Below are 20,459 nucleotides of genomic sequence, written 5' to 3'. Positions count from 1 at the left end.
TCTCCTGCAGCAGGGCGGCGGTCTGGCCGGTCTGTGGTTTGCTCACCAGCCATCGGGTTGGGACCCGAGCTTCGTGCTTCAGATCGGAGGCGCGGCGCCGAGTCGGAATCTTCACACGGCTCCCTCTGCGAGCTGGTGAATTTCCGCACGACGGATCTGGCAGACCTCACTCGGGCTGTGCCCGAGCGACGTTCGGGGGATGTTCCGGCCCCGTTCAGGAGCCATCCTGTGCATGCTGCAACGAACTTGCCCGGGCTAGGTGCGCGCGAAGCACGCTGTCCCGCTTCCGGGCTTGGCCCGGACTCGCCGCAACCTTGCTGGTTGGTTCGCGGTCTTGCCTCAAGCGTTGTCAGGGCCGGCCCGTCCTGGGCTGCCCGGGATACGGCCTTGGGAAACACTTGGCCCGCAGAAGGCGTGACCTTAAGGGGCAAGGCCTGACCCCATGGGGTCAGGTCGTGGGCGGAGTGCTGGGAGCGGCCTGCCAGGCTTCGGCCAGGCTGCTGTAGATGGGGAACACGCTGTTGGCGCCTGTGACCGTGAGCAGGCGCATCATCTGAGGCGGTGGTGCGGCCAGGATGAGCTCGCCGCCGGAGTGCTGAGCGTGGCGGCGTAGGCGGATGAGGGTGTTGAGGCCGGAGGAGTCGCAGAAGGTGATGTCGGCCAGATTCAGGATCACGGTGTGACGGCCGTTGATGGCCTGGTCCACGGTGTGCTCCAGGATGGAGGTGGTTTTCAGGTCGAGAGGCCCTGCCACGGTGAGGGCAGCGGCTTGGCTGCGGGCGTCGGTGGTGTCGATGCGCAGGAGGGAGTTCATCGCCGACTATTCCCGTCCGTGGTTGAGATGAGCGGTGGATCGCGGTCCAGCAGTCCGGTCAGGGCCGCCGCTGGTTCGGTGTCCTCGGTGGTGGGGCCCAGCCATTCGCACATCAGCACGGTGGCGTCGTCCTGGAGGCTGCCGTCGTGGTAGTCGAGGACGGCTTTGATCAGGCGGCGCAGGGTTTCGGGAACGGGCAGGCCGTCGGCGTGGTAGCGGATGAGGAAGTCGGTGAAGCGTTCCAGGCCGAATTCGCTGTCGTCGGCGCTGCGGGCTTCGGTGATGCCGTCGGTGTAAAGGACGATGCGGTCACCCGGTTGCAACTGTTCTTGGCACACGGTGCTGGGCAGTCCCAGGTCGGTGCCCATGGGGTGGGTCGGCGGGCACGTGAGGTGGCTGCTCCAGCGGTTGCCGCGGATGATGACCGGCGGGTGGTGACCGCGGTTAACCCAGCTCAGCACCCCGGTTCGCGTGTCGAGGCTGGCCAGGATGCCGGTTACGTAGCGCCGCTGGTGATACTGGTCGATCAGGGCGGCTTCCACGGCTTCCCCCGTGGCGGCGAGGCTGGCGCCCTGACGGCGGGCCTGGCGGCATGCACCGAGCGCGAGGGCTCCGCACAGCCCCGCTGCGTTGTCGTGACCCATAGCGTCGAAGATCGTCAGGTGCACCAAAGGGCCGTCCAGAGCGTACTCGTACACATCACCGCTGATCCGGTAGGCGGGCTCCAGCGACGCAGAGATCACGATGCGACCGTCGGCGTAGGTGCTCGGCGGCATCAGGTTCCACGCCATCTCGGCCCCGATGTTCAGCGGCTCCGTCCGTGTCAGCTTCGCGAGCGCGTCACTGGAGGCCCGCTTCGCGACGATCAGCAGCGCCAGGAGCGCGGCGAGACGGTCGGCGTCCTCGCGGGCGCGGGCATCGTCGTATACAGAGCGCACGCGCAGCACTCCGATGCGCTCGGTGCCGTCCACGATGGGCAGCCACCAGTCGATGCCGACCGCTTCGTTCAGGGAAGAAGAGGTGAGCCAGCCGTACTGGTAGGCCCGTCCCGGGGTGGTGCCCTCGATGCGGATGTCTTGTGCGGTGTCCGGCAGGGGCCCGTTCGGGCCGGTCAGCAGGTGCAGCTCCCGGCGCTCCAGATCAGTCACGTAGATGAGCAGGTCGGTGAAGCCTGCGGCCTGGGCATACTTGCTGGCTTTTTCGGGCAGGGCGTCTAGTGGCATCAGATGGCTAGCGTCCAGCAGGCCGGCGAGCATCGCCCGCCCTCCTGCCTCACGGTCCGTGTCCATGGTCTGCCGTCCTCTGCTGCCCAACGTCCGAGTGCCCGTTTGTGCCGGTTATCCACTTCGACCGCAGCACAGCAAGACCGCGACCGCTAACGCAGCCCACGGGCGCCGCCCTCGTTCAAACGAACTGCTTGCAGTAGGCCGGGCCGCCTGCCCGGGCTCGGACCGTCCAGAAAGGCTCAGTCGTGGCTGGCGTTAGTCCCGCACCTGGGCGGTTCAGGACGAGGGGATCGAGGGGTGCCCCAGAGGGGACGAGCGGGGAGTGTGGAGCGGAAATATCAGCGGCGCCGAATCCGGGCCCAGCACAGCCCTTCTTCTCTAGGTCACGGGGGGGTGCCTCTATGTCTTTCGTCAAGCGAGGCGTGGGGTTCTGGGTTCGTAGAAGGTTCCGTCGCGGAGCATCGCGAACAGCACGTTGATCCGCTGGCGGGCGAGGCGGAGAAGTGCCTGGGTGTGGGTCTTCCCGCGGGTTCGGCAGCGGTCGTAGTAGGTGCGGGAGGCGGGATCATGCAGGGCGGCGAACGCGGACAGGAACATCGCCCGTTTGAGCTGGCGGTTGCCGCCTCTGGGGGCGTGTTCGCCGTGGATCGAGGTTCCGGATTGCCGGGTTGTCGGGGCGAGGCCGGCGTAGGAGGCCAGGTGGGCGGCGGTGGGAAAGGAGCTGCCGTCGCCGACGGTGGACAGGAGGACTGCGGCGGTCCTGACGCCGATGCCGGGCATCGAGGTCAGGACCTGTGAAAGAGGGTGGGCCTCCAGCAGGGCCTCGATTCTGGCCTCCAGGGCCCGGCGTTGTTCGTGGACGGCGGCCAGCGACTTCGCCAGCGACGGCACGATCACGTCGAGGGTGCCGGTGCCGGGGACGAGGACGGTCTGCTCGTCGAGCGCGGTGAAGATGTCGTCGACCAGCCGCTCGGCCATGCGCGGTGCCCTGGGGCGGATGACCTCGACGAGCCTGCGGCGGCCTGCCTTGCGGAGTGCCTGCGGAGATCCGTAGCGCTCGAGGAGCCAGGTGATGGCTGCGTGGTCCAGGCGCGGACCCAGGACGCGTTCGAGGCTGGGGTGGAACTGGGTCAGCAGGCCGCGGATGCGGTTGGAGGTGCGGTTGGCCTCGCTGGCGAGGTCCTGGTCGAAGCCGACGAGCATGGCCAGCTCGGCGGTGACCTCGTCGGTCAGGTCGAGGGTGCGCAGGGTGTGGGGCATGGTGCGGGCGGCATCCGCGATGACGGCGGCGTCCTTCGCGTCGGTCTTGGCTTCGCCGGGGTAGAGGTCGGCGATCCTGCGCATCGCCAGGCCTGGCAGGTAGGCGACCTGACAGTCGGCGTCCCGGGCGACGCTCAGCGGCAGGGCGCCGATGGAGGCGGGCTGGTCCACGACCACCAGGACGGTGCCGAACTTGGCCTTCAGCTTGTCGAAGACCGCCCGCAGCTTCGGTTCGCTGTTCGGCAGCGGCTTGTCGAAGACCGTCTTCCCGGCCGGGGTCAGTCCGTGTCCGTGATGGGTCTGCTTGCCGACGTCCAGGCCCAGGAAGACGCCCACCCCGTCGATGCTGATCACCGTGCCCCCACATGTGTCGACGTATGCCGGCCCCGAGGTCGGGAGCCGTTCTCGCGCAGCCACGTTATGCAGACCTGCCGCCCGCGAGCAGCCGGGCATTTCGCCCGGCCAGGCGGTGATCGGACCTCTGATCAGCGTCTCCGACGGCACCCCTCGGGCCCGGTGACACCACCCCCCAGGTCATCCCTTCGACAGGGGGCAACAGTCATGCCGGGCCCGGAGGCCAGCGGCCCTCTTGCAGGACCGCGAAGAAGATAACGGGGCGGGACCGGGCGCGGCACCGGCCGCCACCCACCCGGGGCTCCGCTCCGGGAAGGCCGCCACGCCGTGGCGTCCTCAGCCTCCGTGCTCCGAGCCGAGGTACGCCCGCCGACGTTGAAGACTGGACTCCCTCGGGAAGAACTGCGTGAAGCACGCCGGGCACGACTTGCCGCGCAGTAGCGGACCGTCGCCTGATGTCCCCGCAGCACCACCTCTGCCGTGCCCGCTCTCTGTTCTCTTCTATCGTCCGGCACAGACTGTCAGCGGCATCATCCGGTCCGGGCTGTTCCCTAGCCCAGGAAGGCCACGATCAGGAAGCCCTGGTCGCTCATCCACGGCACTCCGATCAGACGCACCTTGTGTTCCTGCCCGTTGGCCAAGTGCAGCCAGGACGCAGCACCCTGCACCCGCAGCCCGCCTGCCACGGTCACCGGCTGATGCTCCTGCCGGACCCACCCCAGGTCGTCGCCGGACCGGGCGATTCGCCCGCTTCCTGACGCAGGCGGATGACAGCGCCCATCCAGGCGATCAGCCGGCCGCCGTAGTCGACCGCGGTTAGCGGCCCCGGCCAGTCCCGTCCCATCCGCTCGGCCAGCCGCCAGTAGAACGCCCCGTCGGTGGCCAGCGACCGCGGCCGCCGGGCCCTGCCCACCGCGAGGCAGCCGAACGGCTACGACGCGTCTTCGGACCGTGGCCGTGTTCAGGCCGTGTTCAGGTCGCATGCGTAGGTGGCGGAGCCGGATCCGGCGTATGCCTCGAGGTCCAGGTAGTACGTTCCGCTGCCCGAGGCGGTGCGGGTGTAGGTGAGAGACTCGTCGCTGCCCCGGCCGTCGTTCACCGACCTCGTCAGCGTGGATCCTGACGCATCGAGGAGATAGGCGTCCGCGTCGTATGCATCGGGTATGGCGCAGGAGATGCTCGCGGTCCTGCCTGAGCCCAGGGTGAACTTGAAGTAGTCCCGGTCGGAGGTGGTGCTCAGCGCGCCGGTCAGTGTCACCGGGGGAGTGCTCGATGTGATGTCGTCGGCAGCTGAGCGGGAGTCGTTCGGCTCGCTCTCGCTCACCGTCGTGCCTCCTCCTGTGGTGCCGCAACTGGTCTCGGGTGTGCCGCTGTAGAGGTTGGTGTCGGCGACTCCGTTGGTGACGCTGCGCCGGTAGTAGCCGCAGGTGGGGCGGTTCTTGAAGTCGAACGACTGGCCGCTGGTGAGGTGCCAGATCTTGTATCCGGAGAAGGTCAGGGGCTGGCCGGAGACGGCCTTCTCCGGTTGGTGGTCGCCGAGTACGACGTACGCGTCGCTGCCGTAGAGCGTCGCCAGGCCGTTCTTGTCGATGTAGAGAGAGCTGCCGCCCTCGTCGATGCCGACGCCCCAGGCCTTGCCCTGTGTGGTCAGGCCGTCCTTGAGAGCGCGTGCGACGAATGCCATCGTGCGGCCCATCCGGTCGCGAGCCACGAAGTGGGAGTCGTTGATGGTGTCGCCGTAGTTCGGCCAGTTGAACATGCCGGTGGTGAACGTGAGTGACTTGTCGTACGGGTTGGCGAGCGCACCGGCCGAGGTGGCGCTCGCGGTACAGGCGTCATAGACGATCGAGCTGTTGATGTGCAGGCCTGCGCTGCCGCCGCCTGAGCCGCCGCCCTTGGCGACTACGGACTGCACGGACGCCTGGAGTGCCGTGCCCTTCCAGGCCGCGTAGCGGCACTGGTCGCCGCCGGCGAAGTAGACGAACTCCGCGTTGCGGATATCGGTGTTCAGCTGGGTGTTGTTGCCGTCGGACGCGGCGGTGAGTGTCCAGGTGGTGCAGGAATTGACGCCGGAGAGCGCGGTGATCGTGTCGCACTCGGGTGTTTTGCTGCCCGACGTGGGGGCCGAGCCGGCCAGTACGACCACGTCGAGGCTTCCGGTGTTGCCGCGGATCGCGTCGATGGCTCTGGTCATGGAGCCGCCGACGACGCTGCCGTCGCCGTTCATGGTGAAGGCGGGGCCGGACCAGCTCGATCGGCTCACGTCGGATGTGCTGCCGAGGCGGATGCGGTCGGCGGAGGCGTGGGCGGGGTCGCTGGTGACGGCGAGACTCGTGGCGGTCGCCACGATCACGATGAGTGAGGCGAGGGGTCTGTTCAGGGCGCGTGGCGTCATCGGGGCTCCGGTGGGTGTGGGCCCCGCCCTCCTGCCTGAGGGGCCGACAGCGGGGTTTCGGCTGGCAGTAGCGGAACATACAAGCAGCCGTCTGTTACGGGAAGATGTAATGCAGAATTCTGGAAGCGAGGTTTGCCAAGGCGTCAGAAGTATTCAAAATCGGCACACTTCAGGTCTTTTGGCGGTTCCTAGATCGCGTTGCCGGAATGTAACCAGCGTTACATCTATGCAGAGCCGGTGGGCGCCTGTAGTTTCCTGCTCTGTCAGAGGGTGAGGGCAGACCTTCCCCGGCAGTACTTCCGAGAGGGACCGATCGTGATGCCACATTCCTCCCGCCGTGCCGTGATCACTGTCGCGACCGTAGTCGTGGCGCTGGTGACGGTGAGCGCCTGCGACGACGGGTCGGACACCGGCAAGTCCGCGCCGGCAGCGGCTGTGAAGGTCGCCGGAGTGACCGTGAAGAAGGACCAGGCTCTGCACGACACCCTGCCCTCCGCCATCAAGAAGTCCGGCACGGTCCGCGTCGCCACCGACGTCCCCTACGCACCCTTCGAGATGTTCGTCAGTGAGGGCGCAAAGGAGATCACCGGACTCGACTACGACCTCGGTCAGGCCATCGGGGCCAAGCTCGGTGTGAACTTCGACTTCACCCCGCAGAAGTTCGATGGCATCGTGCCAGCCCTCCAGGCCGGCAAGTTCGACGCCGCGATGTCGGCGATCACGGACAGCAACGACCGTCAGAAGGTGGTCGACTTCGTCGACTACTCCCAGTCCGGGTCCGGCGTCCTCGTGGCGAAGGGCAACCCGAAGAAGATCACCACGCTCACCGACCTGTGCGGGTCGCCGGTCGGTGTGCAGGCCGCCACCAACCAGCTGAAGTTGCTCACCAAGACGCAGGCCGACTGCACCGCGGCTGGCAAGCCCAAGATCGCCATCTCCACCTTCCCGAAGGACTCCGACGCCCAGCTGGCGCTTCGTTCGGGCAAGGTCGTAGCCGACGTGCTGACCAAGCCCGCCGCCGGCTGGACCGCGAAGACGGCCGACGACGGGAAGGCCTTCGAGCTCGTGGAGGACTCCAAGGCGCCCGGCGGTTACAACGCCTCACCCAACGGCATCGCCATCAGCAAGAAGCTTCCCGAACTCACCGAAGCGGTCCAGAAGGCGCTCCAGGCCCTCATCGACGACGGCACGGCCGCCAAGATCTTCGACAAGTACGGTGTCGCCTCGATCGCGGTCAAGGAAGCCACCCGTAACGCGGCGGTGGACTGACGATGGCCGCTCCCTCCACACCCGCGAGCGCAGCGGTGCGCGGCAAGTCAGCCCCCGCAGACCTCGACGTCATCCCGGTCAGGCACTACGGGCGCTGGATCGCCGCCGTCGCGGCCGTGGCGGCCGTCGGCGGACTGATCGGCTCGCTGGCCAAGAACGCCAACCTGCACTGGGACGTCATCCGCCACTACCTCTTCGCCGGCCTCATCTTCGACGGCCTGGTGACGACGCTCTGGCTGACCGCCGCGGCCATGGCCCTCGGTCTGGTGCTGGGCACCCTGATCGCCGTCATGCGCTTGTCGGCCAATCCCGTCCTGTACGCGCTGTCCTCCCTGTTCGTCTGGGTCTTTAGGGGCACACCGCTGCTCGTTCAGATCATCTTCTGGGGCTATGCCGCGGCGCTGTACAAGAAGGTCCTGATCGGCATCCCGTTCACCGGCATCACGTTCGTCGAGGCCGACACCAACTCCCTGCTCACCCCGGCGGTAGCGGCCCTGCTCGCGCTGGGCCTCAACGAGGCCGCCTACGCCAGCGAGATCGTCCGCGCCGGCATCCAGTCGGTCGACCATGGACAGACGGAGGCGGCCCACTCGCTCGGCATGCGGCCTGCCCTGACCATGCGCCGGATCGTCCTGCCCCAGGCGATGCGGGTGATCATCCCGCCGATGGGCAACGAGACCATCAACATGCTGAAGATGACGGCACTCGTCTCCGTCATCGCCGCCCACGACCTGATGTCGAACATCCAGGACGTGTACGCGCAGAACTACCAGGTCATCCCCATGCTCGTGGTCGCCAGCATCTGGTACCTGGCCCTGGTCAGCCTGCTGAGCATCCCGCAGGCCTGGATGGAACGGCGCTACGGCCGCGGCACCTCGGGAAGCGGCAGGATCTCACCCCTGCAGCGCATGCTCGCGGGCGCCGCCGGTCTGAGCCGCGCGAAGAAGGAGTCGCAGCGATGAGCACCCCCATGGTGCACGCACAGGGCGTGCGCAAGCACTTCGGGAAGCTCGAGGTCCTCAAGGGCATCGACCTAACCGTCGGCGCGGGAGAGGTGTGCTGTCTGCTCGGCCCCTCGGGCTCGGGGAAGTCCACGTTCCTGCGGTGCATCAACCACTTGGAGACCGTCGACGGCGGCCGGCTGTCCGTCGACGGCCAGCTCGTCGGCTACCGCCGGCAGGGCGATCGGCTGTACGAACTGCGGGAGAAGGAAGTCGCCTCACGCCGACGCGACATAGGCATGGTCTTCCAGCGGTTCAACCTCTTCCCCCATCTCACAGCCCTGGAGAACGTGACCGAGGCACCCGTACGGGTCACGGGCGCCAACCGCACCGAAGCACGCGAGGACGGTATGCGCCTGTTGCAGCAGGTCGGCCTCGCCGACCGCGCCGGGCACTACCCTGCGCAGCTCTCCGGCGGACAGCAGCAGCGGGTCGCCATCGCCCGCGCCCTGGCCATGAAGCCGAAGCTCATGCTGTTCGACGAGCCGACCTCGGCACTCGACCCGGAACTCGTCGGCGACGTCTTGGATGTCATGCGGCAACTGGCGGGCGACGGCATGACCATGGTCGTCGTCACCCACGAGATCGGCTTCGCCCGCGAGGTGGGCGACACCGCCGTCTTCATGGACGAGGGCGTCGTCGTGGAAGCCGGGCACCCGCAGCAGGTACTGGTCGATCCCGAGCAGGAACGCACCCGCGGATTCCTCTCGAAGGTTCTGTGAGCTCCTCGGTCCGTCAGCAGCCCCGCACGGCCACACTGCTGACGCTCGCCCGCGCCCACAAGTCCCGCTACCTACGGGACCTGGCCGAACTCGTCGCGATCGACTCCGGGTCCTACAGCCCCGATGGTGTCAACCGGGTCGGCGAGATCGTCGGCGAACGGCTGCGCGCTCTCGGGTTTGACACCCGGCGCCTCAGCCCACCGCCGGTCGGTGCCTGCGGCACGGGTGACCTGGTCGTGGCGCGCAAGAGGGGATCGCTGCCGGTCGAGGACGGCGGCCGCCGGATCCTCCTCGCCGCTCACATGGACACGGTGTTCGAGGACGGAACAGCCGCGGCGCGACCGTTCGCCCTGGCCGGCTCGCATGCCCACGGGCCGGGCGTGAGCGACGACAAGGGCGGACTGGTCGCAGGACTCACGGCGCTGCGCATCCTCGAGGAGGCCGGCTTCCATGAGTACGCCGAGCTGGTGTTCCTGGCCGTGCCCGACGAGGAGATCGGATCCCCGGCGAGCCGCCCCCTCACCGAGGAGACGGCACGCGGCATGCACTACGCCCTTGCGCTGGAGTGCGCGCGCCAGAACGGCGACGTCGTGATCGCCCGCAAGGGTGTGGCCGACTTCCGGCTGACCGTCAAGGGGCGGGCCGCCCACGCCGGCATCGAACCGGAACGCGGCGCGAACGCCGCGCTGGCGGCTGCTCATCTCACCGTCGCGCTCCAGGGGCTCAACGGCCGCTGGGGCGACGTGACGGTCAACGTGGGCATGGTGCACGCCGGCACCCGCACCAACATCGTCTGCCCGGAGGCCGAACTGCACGTCGAGGTCCGCTCGGCGACGACTCTAGGCATCCAGCAGGCCCGGCAGGCGATCGAGGAACTAGCCGCGCGCCCGGTCGTGGCCGGAACCAGCGTGACGGTGGAGCAACTCGACCTCTGCCCACCGATGGAGGACACCGACGCCTCACGTCGGATCCTGCGGACCGCCCAGGACATCGGCGAGGAATTGGGATTGTCCTTCGGGGCGGCCGCGACCGGCGGAGTGGGTGACGCAAACTTCATCGCCGGCACGGGAGTTCCCGTTCTCGACGGACTGGGACCGGTCGGCGGCAGCGATCACAGCCCGCAGGAGTGGCTGGACACCACCACGATCGTCACCCGTGTCGCCCTGCTCGCCTCGCTCATCGCCGAACTCGGCCGCGAGAACACCCTGACCGGCTGAACCGGCACTCCTACCCCGTTGGGGCAGCGCCGTCGCCTGGCCGGTCCCGGCCTCGCCGAACAGCACCCGCACCCCTCGAGCCGAAGGCGGCCCAGCACAGGCCTGCCCGACCGTACATCTCCCACGTCAGCACCCATCAAGGAGGCACCTCATGCGCACCCCGCACAGAGCCGGCCGTACCGTACTGGCCGCCGGCACCGCACTTCTGCTGGCCCTCGCAGCCGCCCCGGCCGCCTCGGCACACCCGGCCGCCAAACACCGCTCCATCGGCTCCCTTGTCCTGGTCGGCGGCGGCCTGAAGGACAACAACGACCAGGTGTACGGCGAAATCATCGACCGGGCCGGAGGCGAGGGGCGCGCACGGATCGGCGTGCTGACCGCCGCCTCGGTGCCCGAGAGCCAGGACCCGAACGCCGGTGACCCGGACACCTGCTCCAACTCCGCCTGCAACGGCGCCTATTACGCCGACCTGTTCACCCGTCACGGCGCCGCCGACGCCCAGTGGATCCCCGTCGACATCGACCACCTCTCCGCGGCCGACTCCGACCGTGTCGTCGACCAGGTGAACAGCATGACCGGCTTCTTCTTCGGCGGCGGAGACCAATACCGGTACGTGACCAGCCTGCTGCACGGCTCCGCGCACACCGACTCGAAGGTGCTGGCCGCCATCCGCGCCAAGCTCGCACGCGGTGCCGTGGTGGCCGGGTCGAGCGCCGGCGCGCAGATCGCGGCCGGAGCAGATATGATCACCGGCGGCGACTCCTACGACGCCCTGCGGGACGGCAGCGCCCCCGGCTACTTCGAAGACGCCTCGAAGCTCGGCTACCTGCCCGAGGGCGGTTTCGGCTTCCTGCGCTCGGGGCTGCTGGACACCCACACCGGCACCTCCGGGCGCGAGGGCCGCTCGCTGCGGCTGGCCTCCGACACGGGCCACCAGCGGGTCTACGCGCTGGAGGAGAACACCGCGCTCGTCGTCGAGCACCCTGGTTCGCCCGACGAGAGCATGCGCGTGGTCGGCCCCCAGGGACTCGCAGTGTTTGATCTGCGGCACGCGCATGCAGGCCGACGCGACGGCGGCTGGTCCCTCACCGGGGCGCGGTACAACTACCTCACCGACGGCGACCGCTACGAGCCGCACCGCTGGCTGGTCCGCCCCGCGTCAGACAAGCGCCCGCTCCAGCCGCAGGACCACACTGCCGTCCCCGCGAACAACGACGTCTTCTACTCTCTCGCCAACGCCGACGGCGTCCCTTACAGCTTCCTGGGCACCGCACGAGCCCTCGCGCAGTCCGCCGGGCAGCGTGAGGCCACCGCCACCACCTTCGAGTCCGGGCCGCGGTTCACCGTCACCTTCGACAAGAACCGGCACTTCACCCCGCTGACCGACGACGGCACCACGGCGGACAGCCTCATCGGGATGACCGTGTCCGTCACCCCCAACTGATCTCGCTCTTCGCGCGGAACGGGCCGGGGGTGCCCGGGCATGTCCGACGGGGCGCCCAGCCCCGCAGGGCGGCGTGGACCCGCGCAGAACCCGGTCCACATCTCACGCACCCTCGGCCTCCGATCTGCCCGGTAGGGTTCAAGGACAAGGCCTTTGCGGCTCGGAAAAGGAACTTCACGATGGCTTCTGGCACGCTGGCCGACGAGATCCGGCTCAAGCTGGGCGAACTCAGCCCCGCCGAACGCAAGGTCGGACGGGTCATGCTGGCCGGGTATCCGGCAGCCGGCTTCGAGACCATCGCGACCATCGCTGAACGTGCCGCGGTCAGTGCACCGACCGTCCTCCGGTTCGTGGGACGCCTCGGCTTTCGCGGCTACCCCGACTTCCAGGCCGCTCTGCGCGACGAACTCGAGGAACGCAGCGCCTCACCTCTGTCACTGTACGAATCGGCCGCCTTGACCCGGTCCGACGACCCCGGCCACCCGGAAGACAACGAACCGCTGCTGCAGAGCGGCAGCAGACTGTTCGCAGCCGCTCTCACCCGGTCCCTGGCTGAACTCCCGCCGCACGACCTGGACCGTGCCACCCAGCTCCTCGCCGACCCCAAGCGTCGGATCGTTCTGGCGGGCGGCCGGTTCACCCACCTGCTGGCGCAGTACCTCGGTCTGCACCTCATGCAACTCCGCGACGACGTCACCCTCCTGCCGGACCGTGACGTCGAACGTACCGCCGTCCTCGCCGCACTGACACGACGGGACGTCCTCGTCGTGTTCGACTACCGGCGCTACGAGGACGACAAGGTCGCCATGGCCCGGCTTCTGGGGGAACGGGGCGGCAAGGTGGTCCTTTTCACCGACACCTGGCTCTCCCCGGTGACCACCCACGCGGAGGTCGTCCTGCCCAGCCAGGTCACGTCGCCCTCGCCGTACGACAGCCTGGTCCCGACGATGGCCGTGATCGAGACCGTCGTAGCCGCGGTCATCGTGTCGCTGGGCGAGACGGCGCACCAGCGCCTGCGCCACGGTGAAGACATCGCCCAGCGCATCGGCCTGGTCTGACCGTTCGGACCCTCACCTGGGTCGGTGCGCGACCGGTCGATCCCGTCGCATCGCTGCCCGGGGCACCTCACCCAGAGACCGCACCGCACTTCCGGCCACGCCCGCGGCCCTCCTCCTTGCTCCCTGTCCACCGAAGGATTCGTCATGCCCAGACAGTTCAGGCTGCTCACCCTCATCTCGGTGCCGCTGATCATGGCCGGCTCGCTCGTCCTGACCGCCTGCGGAAGCGACGGGGATGCCGGTCCGTCGTCGGATGCGGCGAAGTCTGCCGAGGTGATACCCGGAGTCACCGTCAAGACCGAATCCAAGCTGCGTGCCGGTCTGAGCCGGCGGATCCGCGAGCGCGGGGTCGTCCAGGTGGCCACCGACGTGCCCTATCCACCGTTCGAGATGTTCACCCAGGTGGGCAGTCGGCAGTTGACCGGGATCGACTACGACATGGGCCGTGCCATCGCCCTGCGGCTCGGCGTCACGTTCAAGTTCTCGCCGCAGAAGTTCGACGGGCTTCTCCCCGCCGTGCAGGCGGGTAAGTTCGACGTGGTGATGTCCGCCATGACCGACAAGAAGGAACGGCAGAGCGCGGTCGACTTCGTCGACTACCTCAATGCCGGGCCTGGCTGGCTGGTGAAGAAGGGCAACCCCACCGGACTCGACGAGATCACCGACGTGTGCGGACAGGCGGTCGGAGTCCAGAGCGGAACCAACCACCAACAACTCCTGAAGGACCGCCAGGCCACCTGCCGAGCGGCCGGTCTCCCTCCGATCAAGGTGCTGGCGTTCGCCAAGGACTCCGAGGCCCAGCTCGCACTGCGCAGCGGACGGGTCGTGGCGGACTACCTGGACGAGGTGACGGCCGCCTGGGTCGCCTCGACCACGGACGGCGGCAAGACGTTCTCCACGGTCATTGGAGACAAGGCGGTGGGCCCCCACAGCCCCTCTCCCATGGGCATCGGGATCTCCAAGACCGACCCACAGCTGACACGGTCGGTCAAGGCGGCGCTCCAGTCCCTGATGGACGACGGCACCTACACCAAGATCCTTGAGAAGTACCACGTGCCGGGAATCGCCATCCCGAAGGCCACCGTCAACGCGGGAACCTGAGCAAGGGGCGCGTACGCCGTTCAGGGAAAACGGTCTACGCCGACCGTCGGGCGTCCTACGCCGGGGAGCGCGGCCGTCATCACACACGCTACTCGAAGGTAATTCTCGGCGGATTCGCCCGTCGCCGACAACAACGCACCGTCACGCGCCGCGAGGCTTACGCCGAAGCCAACGCCACCACCCGGGTAGAAACACCAACGCCAAGAGCGCCCTGGAACGCAGGAAACGGCACGCCACGCCTACAACTTCAACACCCCCAGGCGCGCCCTCTGCGAGAGGAAGGCCCGGGGGATGCAGCCCACCGCGGCAGCAACCTCTGCGCGATTCAGCTGGATGCGGCGGACAGGACGATGTACACGAGCCGGTCCGTCGCATGCGGCCTCGACTCCGGCAATGGAGGTCTTCGCAGGACTGTTCGGAGCAGGACTTGCGTGGGCCGCGCGTTCACGGGGTAACGGACCCACCAGGAGATCCAGGAAGGGGCCGTCGGCTGGAAGGACTGTCACGTGGAACGCGCCGACTGGCTACTCACCCCCGCTCAGCGGGGCAATCCCGCGTCGCGGGTGGACCGCCGTCATGCCGACGGCGCGGCGTGGTCCACGGGCAACGACGTCCGCCCCCTGGTACACGGGGCGGTGTACTTCGCCGAGCTGCTCGCGGCCGTTCGGGCGCAGCGGGCCGGCGACGTATTGATGTTCACGGACTGGCGGGGTGACCCTGACGAACTGCTGGACGGTCCGGACAGCGCTATCGGCGATGTGTTGTGCGACGCCGCACGCCGCGGTGTCGTCGTCAAGGGGCTGGTGTGGCGCTCGCACCTGGATCGGTTCCAGTTCAGTGAACAGGAGAACTACCACCTGGGGGAGGAGATCGAGGAGGCGGGAGGCGAGTGCCTGCTCGACATGCGGGTGCGGCCGGGCGGCTCGCACCATCAAAAGTTCGTGGTGCTGCGTCACCCGGGTCGGCCCGAGCGGGACGTCGCCTTCGTCGGCGGGATCGATCTGTGCCACAGCCGTCGGGACGACGCCGCTCATCAGGGTGACCCGCTGGCGCAACCCATCGCCGACGCCTACGGTTCCCGTCCGCCCTGGCACGACATCCAGCTGGCGGTGCGCGGGCCCGCCGTCGGCGATGTCGAGGCCACGTTCCGTGAGCGGTGGACGGACCCGGCTCCGCTCAGTCGCAGCCCCCGCAGCCGGCTGCGGGCGGCACTCCGGGATGAGGACACGCGGGCGGATCCGCTCCCGGTACAGCAACCCGACCCGGGCCCGCGCGGTTCCCACACGGTCCAGATCCTGCGCACCTACCCGAACCGCCTCCTCAGGGGCTATCCGTTCGCTCCCGACGGTGAACGCAGCATCGCCCGCGCCTACATGAAGTCCCTGCGGCGGGCACGGCGGCTGATCTACCTGGAGGACCAGTACTTGTGGTCGGAGAGTGCTGTCCAGCCATTTGCCCAGGCTCTCGCGGATCATCCGGGCCTGCGGATGATCGCCGTCCTCCCGTCAGTGCCGGACCAGGAGGGGCGTATCAGCACACCGATGAATCTGCTGGGCCGGATCCGCGCCCTGGAAATCCTGCGACGGGCCGGCGGCGACCGGGTGGCCGTCTACAGCCTGGAGAATCACGCCGGGACACCCGTGTACGTCCATGCCAAGGTCTGCGTCATCGACGATGTCTGGGCCGCGGTCGGTTCCGACAACGTCAACCGGCGCTCCTGGACCCACGATTCGGAACTCAGCTGCGCTGTCCTCGACGAGACCCGTGACTCCCGTGAACCGGTGGACCCCGGCGGCCTGGGTGACGGCGCCCGCGTCTTCGCGCGCGAGCTGCGGTTGTCGTTGAATCTCGAACACCTTGACCGCGACGGGGACGGGGAAGCAGCCGCACTCTGCGACCCGGGCCGCGCCTTTGCGGCCTACGCCGACTCGGCCGCCGCTCTGGACGCCTGGCACGACGACGGCCGCCACGGGCCGCGACCGTCGGGACGGCTGCGCACCTATCACCCGCCGCGCCTGTCCCGCCTCACGCGGGCCCTGACCGACCCCCTCTACCGGGTCATCGCCGATCCCGACGGCCGCCCGCGCTCCCTGCGCCGGCAGGGCGCCTACTGACCGGTGTCCCGGACGGCTGAGGTGCCCCGGTGGGACGCGGACGCGGTAGGAGCGGAGTGCCGAGGTAACCGGATCACCTTCAGCCGACGGCTCCGTTACACGCGTGTCATCGAGGTATCGCCCCCGTGGCAGGTAGCCCGGCTGCTCAAGAGGAAGTGATGCGGCGGTCCGGGCCTCAGGGGGGCTCAGCGACCCGGACCGCTGTTCTTCTAATCTGGACCCGAATTCCGGCTGCTGCCATCCCAGGCCACCCGTGAGAGCGGTCTTGTTGGTGCGACACGGGTCTGCAGAGCCGCAATTGCGGACCCGGGCCGCACGGGAGGGCTCCGCACCCACGGCGAACGCAGGCTCTCGGCTGAATGCGCGCTGGCCCGCTGTGATCAAGAAGAGTCACGTTCTCGCGGCCGCAGGACCGGCGCCGGTGGCCGTACACGAGTGTGTGCAGTCGTGTGGCCGCTGACGCCGTCGGCGATCCGTCCAACCCGCAGCGCTACCTCACGCCTGCGCCGGGGCAGCACCCAGACCATGCCGAGTTCCGCAACGTCGCCGCCCGCCACTGCGACACCGACGGACGGTGGGAGCGGGTTAGGCCTTGACCCAGTACCCCCGGAGTCCTTGCGCGCTGTCATGATTGCTAACTTCCCTCGCTGCCGAGGTGGTGCGTACGGGTATGCCGAGTCAACGCCGTTGCCGCAGCAGCCTTTCATTAGTCCGTTTCGTCGGAATGGTGTGCGGGGACCCGGCAGGTGCAGCGACAGCCCGCTCAGGCGCCTTCGGTCGGCCCGATCGGAGTGGCGTGGCGTGAAAGGAGGGATCGTGAAGGCCGCCGTTTACGAGGGACCGCGTACCGTGACCGTCAAGGACGTGCCGGACGCGAAGATCGAGCACCCCTGCGACATCTTGGTCAGGATCACGACTACCAACATCTGCGGCTCGGACCTGCACATGTACGAGGGACGGACGTCCTTCGAGGCGGGCCGCAGCCTGGGGCACGAGAATCTCGGCGAGGTGGTGGAGGTCGGATCCGCCGTCAGCAAGGTGAAGGTCGGTGACTACGTCGTCCTGCCCTTCAATGTCGCCTGCGGGTTCTGCAAGCAGTGCGAGCAGGGCCTGACCAGCTACTGCCTGACCATGCAGCCGGAGCCCACGCTGGCCGGAGCCGCCTACGGCTTCGCGGAGATGGGGCCCTACCAAGGCGGTCAGGCCGAGTACCTGCGCTTTCCCTATGGCGACTTCAACGCTCTGCGGCTCGGTGAGGACGCTGTCGAGCGGCAGAAGGACTACGTGATGCTCGCCGACATCTTCCCGACGGGCTACCACGCCACCGAGATGGCCGATGTAGGTCCCGGCGACCAGACCATCGTCTACGGCGCCGGACCGGTGGGGCTCATGGCCGCCTACTCGGCGATCCTGAAGGGTGCAGGCCGGGTGTGCGTCGCCGACCACCAGCAGGACCGGCTGCGCAAGGCGGAGGAGATCGGTGCCATCCCGATCGACACCAGCAGCCAGGACCCGGCCGAGGTCGTGAAAGAGGCAACCCTCGGGCTCGGTGCCGACAACGGCTGTGAGTGCGTCGGCTACCAGGCTCACGACCCGAGCGGACAGGAAGACGCCGCCCTGACCCTGAACGGTCTGATCGACAGCGTCCGCTTCACCGGATCGCTCGGTGTGGTCGGCGTGTTCCTCCCTGAAGACCCGGGCGGCGCCGAGGCCCAGAGCGACCTGGAGGCCCAGGGCAGGATTCCGTTCGACTACGGCCTGATGTGGTTCAAGGGACAACGCATGGGAACCGGTCAGGCGCCGGTCAAGAAGTACAACCGAGCCCTGCGCGACCTGATTGCCGCAGACAAGGCCGAACCGAGCTTCGTCGTCTCGCACGAACTCAGCCTCGACGAGGCACCATCGGCCTACGAGCACTTCGACAACCGGGACCAGGGCTGGACCAAGGTGGTCCTACATCCCGACGGTCGCTGAGACGGACGGGACGCCGGGCCCGTGGGAGCTTTCCGCAGCCCCATGCCGACGCCGTCGCGCCGGCGGATCTGCGGTCGGGCACGAGAACAACTCGGCGCGCCGCTGTCGGCCTCGCCTGCTCTCCGGTGTGCGGTGCTCCCTGTGCGGTCCACGGCCGCTTTCCCTGAACATGTGGGAATGGCAGGCGGGGCGTGGGGCACAGGGGTTCGTGTACAGGCCTTGGTGATGATGGTGATCAGGGAGACTCTGCGATGCTCATGGCACACCCCGCGGTACTGGCGCGCTTGGTCGAGCAGTACGAGACGTTGCGCATCCTGCAGGCGGAAAAGGGCAGCCCCGAGGTGCGCCGGCGTATGGACGACGTTGCCTACACACTGTGCGTGTCAACAGGCACCCGTGACATCGATGCAGCTCTCATCGCTGCCCGCCACCAGCTGCCCGGCGCCCGTCCGCAAGACGACTCCCTCGTTACGCTCTGACCGATCTTCGCATTGCCGGGCAGCCTCACCGCCTGGAGTGTGCGAGCCCCACCTTTATGCACTGTGATGCCACTCGAGAAGCCGTTTCGCAGTCGCCTGCGGGTGTGCTTGGCTAGCGAGGGTGCTTAGGACACAGGCACGCCGCAGGGCGCTCTATGGAACGCTCTGCGGTCCGCTGTGTCTATACGCTGCTGGGAAGTGATCGTTATGAGCGATGAAACCGCCGTGGTCGGTCAGATCTCTGCTGGGACGTATGAGCGCCGGGGAAACGCTCCGGTTGATCATGTAAGTGCCTTCGAGCTGCGCAACCGCCAGCTGGCCCGGGCGGCCGTCGAGTCAGCCCAGCGGGTATTGGTAGGCCGTTACCGGCTGGCGTCGACTGCGGAGGGCTTCGATCTGCTGCGAGGAGCCTCGCAGCGTTTCAACATCAAATTGCACACGCTTGCTGACCTCGTCGTGCGCGTCGAAGGGCCGGACGCGGGCGCGGTGCGCTGGTTTCCTCGGCGCCCCCGCCTTACTGCTCCCGCGCTTCCAGGTCTGGGTGTCGCGCCTGCGGAGCGTCAGCACGGGGCAGTGCTGACGGCCGCGTTGCGGCGGGTCCTGCACATCACCGAGACCGGGATGGGGAATGTGCAACTTCTGGAGCACGGCATGCTCCGTATGGAGAAACACATCGGACTGAGCCGGGAGTTCACCCAGTTCTTCGCCTTCGTCGAGGATTCGACGACCTCGTGCGCGCAAGCGGCCCAGCAGTGCCAGCAGGTCACCGTCAAGGATGTCGAAGCGGCCGACATCTTTGATGAGGGATCTCGTCAGGCGATCCTTCAAGCTGGCAGCCGTGCCGCGCACAGCCTTCCGCTGACCAGTCCCGCAGGCCGGGTGATTGGCATGATTTCCTCTCACCACGAGCAGCGCCTGCCAGGGCTCAGCGAGCCGCAGCTCGCAACGCTGGCATCCACAGGCGCCGCGGTGGGCCGCTGGCTCCACTGGCATCGCCAGACCGTTGCGCTTGATGCTCTGGAACATCTCCATGCAGCCGCGGCCTCCGCGAACTGATCTCGGCTGGCCCCGAGCTCTATCTGTCACAAACGGCGCCCAGGTTCATCTGAATACTGCTTCTCTAGTCGCGGGCGGCATGCGATGAAAGTGTGTGGAAGTAGGGGTCGGCCTTGGGTGAAGGTACGGCTCTCGCGAACTGGCTCGCGTAGACGCCATTTCAGTTGGTGTGATCTTGCGGCAGTCTGAGGTGATGACTCTGCGCTTGTCGAGCGGATGGCGCCGGATGAGCTGTGGACGTCGTTCCATGGGTGGTGCCGCCGGCACCGGTTTGCCCCAGGGTGGAGGTCACCGTCGGCGAGGCCTCATGAGCCCGGATTCCGGGACCGCGCGTCTTGGGGCGGGCGGGTGCTGGTGAAAGCGGACGTCGGGGCCCAGTCGTCCTGAGCGGGGGCCAGGCGCACTGGCAGTGGCGGGCCGCCATTGCCGTACCTGTGGGTTTGTTGTCGCTGGAACATGGGCCGACCCGGCTGGTGGAGCAAGGGAAGGTGGACGGGTCCGTTCGCTGGCCGGAGGCGGGGGTAGTACTGGTCATCGCGCTGCTTCTTCGGTGATGAGCGGATCGGTCACCGCGAGCGCAGGAGTAGAGCGGCCGGTCAGTGCGTCGCGGTCATAGGCGCTGGGTTGGCGGATAAGTCGAGGATGTTCAGTGCGGTGTCGGGCTGGCAGTGGCCGCAGGCGCGGACGCCTGAGGTGAGGAGTCGGCGTGCTTCGTCGCGGGGCACGGCGCGCCGTCTTTTGCCGGCGGCGTAGCAGCCGCCCACGTGAACCTCTATGGGCGGGCGGCCGTTGCCGATGCCGAGTTCGACGACCCAGTCTGGCTCTGGGGGCCGGTTCTGTGGCCTCGTGCCTGTTCGGCTTCCCGCTGCTGAAGAGCGGCGATCTTGGTGTCGATGCGTTGCAGCCACATGGCGTGCCACACCCGCAGGGTCAGCAGTCGTGCCAGGTCAGGTGGCAAGTCATCGAACATGTTTA

The 20,459-nt window shown here is 68.0% G+C and carries 19 protein-coding genes; 11 read left to right on the top strand and 8 right to left on the bottom strand.

Annotated features, from left to right (window positions below; all coding sequences use genetic code 11):
- Positions 1–448: 448 nt before the first annotated feature.
- The 6 genes from ACFRIC_RS39975 to ACFRIC_RS39950 form a co-directional block, all read right to left on the bottom strand.
- A complete protein-coding gene (locus tag ACFRIC_RS39975) occupies positions 449–814 on the bottom strand; it encodes an STAS domain-containing protein (RefSeq protein ID WP_382796731.1) in 366 nt (121 codons plus the stop codon).
- Entirely contained in the window at positions 811–2,070 is a 1,260-nt protein-coding gene (locus ACFRIC_RS39970; RefSeq protein ID WP_382796729.1) for a PP2C family protein-serine/threonine phosphatase, read from the bottom strand. Before ACFRIC_RS39970 ends, ACFRIC_RS39975 begins: the two co-directional genes overlap by 4 nt.
- 381 nt (positions 2,071–2,451) lie before the next feature.
- A complete protein-coding gene (locus tag ACFRIC_RS39965; RefSeq protein ID WP_382796727.1) occupies positions 2,452–3,654 on the bottom strand; it encodes an IS110 family transposase in 1,203 nt (400 codons plus the stop codon).
- 551 nt (positions 3,655–4,205) lie between these two features.
- Entirely contained in the window at positions 4,206–4,346 is a 141-nt protein-coding gene (locus ACFRIC_RS39960; RefSeq protein WP_382796725.1) for a hypothetical protein, read from the bottom strand.
- Positions 4,343–4,567, bottom strand: a complete 225-nt coding sequence (locus ACFRIC_RS39955; RefSeq protein ID WP_382796723.1) for a hypothetical protein — start codon at positions 4,565–4,567, stop codon at positions 4,343–4,345. The genes ACFRIC_RS39960 and ACFRIC_RS39955 overlap by 4 nt, the downstream gene beginning before the upstream one ends.
- 48 nt (positions 4,568–4,615) lie before the next feature.
- The gene (locus ACFRIC_RS39950) at positions 4,616–6,049 is read right to left on the bottom strand and encodes a cyanophycinase (protein WP_382796721.1); all 1,434 of its coding nucleotides are present in this window, start codon (positions 6,047–6,049) and stop codon (positions 4,616–4,618) included.
- A 318-nt stretch (positions 6,050–6,367) separates the two neighbouring features.
- On the opposite strand from ACFRIC_RS39950, the gene ACFRIC_RS39945 reads away from it, so the two are divergent.
- The 11 genes from ACFRIC_RS39945 to ACFRIC_RS39895 all read left to right on the top strand — a co-directional run bounded on the left by ACFRIC_RS39945 (position 6,368) and on the right by ACFRIC_RS39895 (position 19,484).
- On the top strand, positions 6,368–7,318 hold the full coding sequence (locus tag ACFRIC_RS39945) for an ABC transporter substrate-binding protein (RefSeq protein WP_382796719.1): 951 nt from the start codon (positions 6,368–6,370) through the stop codon (positions 7,316–7,318).
- Positions 7,319–7,320: 2 nt separating this feature from the next.
- Entirely contained in the window at positions 7,321–8,280 is a 960-nt protein-coding gene (locus ACFRIC_RS39940) for an amino acid ABC transporter permease (RefSeq protein ID WP_382796717.1), read from the top strand.
- Positions 8,281–8,288: 8 nt separating this feature from the next.
- The gene (locus ACFRIC_RS39935; protein ID WP_382796798.1) at positions 8,289–9,041 is read left to right on the top strand and encodes an amino acid ABC transporter ATP-binding protein; all 753 of its coding nucleotides are present in this window, start codon (positions 8,289–8,291) and stop codon (positions 9,039–9,041) included.
- Positions 9,038–10,258 carry a M20 family metallopeptidase gene (locus tag ACFRIC_RS39930; RefSeq protein WP_382796715.1) on the top strand — a complete coding sequence of 407 codons (1,221 nt, stop codon included), beginning with the start codon at positions 9,038–9,040 and terminating at the stop codon, positions 10,256–10,258. The genes ACFRIC_RS39935 and ACFRIC_RS39930 overlap by 4 nt, the downstream gene beginning before the upstream one ends.
- Positions 10,259–10,409: 151 nt before the next feature.
- Complete coding sequence (locus ACFRIC_RS39925; protein WP_382796713.1) at positions 10,410–11,702, top strand: cyanophycinase; 1,293 nt, start codon at positions 10,410–10,412, stop codon at positions 11,700–11,702.
- A gap of 179 nt (positions 11,703–11,881) precedes the next feature.
- Entirely contained in the window at positions 11,882–12,760 is an 879-nt protein-coding gene (locus tag ACFRIC_RS39920) for a MurR/RpiR family transcriptional regulator (RefSeq protein ID WP_382796712.1), read from the top strand.
- Positions 12,761–12,904: 144 nt separating this feature from the next.
- Positions 12,905–13,861 (top strand): ABC transporter substrate-binding protein, encoded by a 957-nt coding sequence (locus ACFRIC_RS39915; RefSeq protein WP_382796711.1) that lies wholly within the window; start codon positions 12,905–12,907, stop codon positions 13,859–13,861.
- Between the two features lie 506 nt (positions 13,862–14,367).
- Positions 14,368–15,975 (top strand): phospholipase D family protein, encoded by a 1,608-nt coding sequence (locus ACFRIC_RS39910; protein WP_382796710.1) that lies wholly within the window; start codon positions 14,368–14,370, stop codon positions 15,973–15,975.
- A gap of 816 nt (positions 15,976–16,791) precedes the next feature.
- Positions 16,792–17,949 (top strand): glutathione-independent formaldehyde dehydrogenase, encoded by a 1,158-nt coding sequence (locus ACFRIC_RS39905; RefSeq protein ID WP_382796709.1) that lies wholly within the window; start codon positions 16,792–16,794, stop codon positions 17,947–17,949.
- 251 nt (positions 17,950–18,200) lie between these two features.
- Positions 18,201–18,428, top strand: coding sequence for a DUF5133 domain-containing protein (locus tag ACFRIC_RS39900; RefSeq protein ID WP_382796707.1), 228 nt, complete (start codon positions 18,201–18,203; stop codon positions 18,426–18,428).
- 207 nt (positions 18,429–18,635) lie between these two features.
- Complete coding sequence (locus ACFRIC_RS39895; protein ID WP_382796705.1) at positions 18,636–19,484, top strand: ANTAR domain-containing protein; 849 nt, start codon at positions 18,636–18,638, stop codon at positions 19,482–19,484.
- Between the two features lie 596 nt (positions 19,485–20,080).
- Here the strand turns inward: ACFRIC_RS39895 and ACFRIC_RS39890 are convergent.
- Both ACFRIC_RS39890 and ACFRIC_RS39885 read right to left on the bottom strand, forming a co-directional pair.
- On the bottom strand, positions 20,081–20,248 hold the full coding sequence (locus ACFRIC_RS39890) for a DUF6233 domain-containing protein (protein ID WP_382796703.1): 168 nt from the start codon (positions 20,246–20,248) through the stop codon (positions 20,081–20,083).
- A gap of 8 nt (positions 20,249–20,256) precedes the next feature.
- A complete protein-coding gene (locus ACFRIC_RS39885; protein WP_382796701.1) occupies positions 20,257–20,454 on the bottom strand; it encodes a hypothetical protein in 198 nt (65 codons plus the stop codon).
- Positions 20,455–20,459: the final 5 nt, after the last annotated feature.

Origin of the sequence: Streptomyces sp. NPDC056738, assembly GCF_042790435.1 — a bacterium.
Lineage (GTDB): Bacteria > Actinomycetota > Actinomycetes > Streptomycetales > Streptomycetaceae > Streptomyces.
The sequence above is the reverse complement of the archived record's forward strand: the minus strand, read 5'-3'. Positions and strand labels throughout refer to the sequence as shown.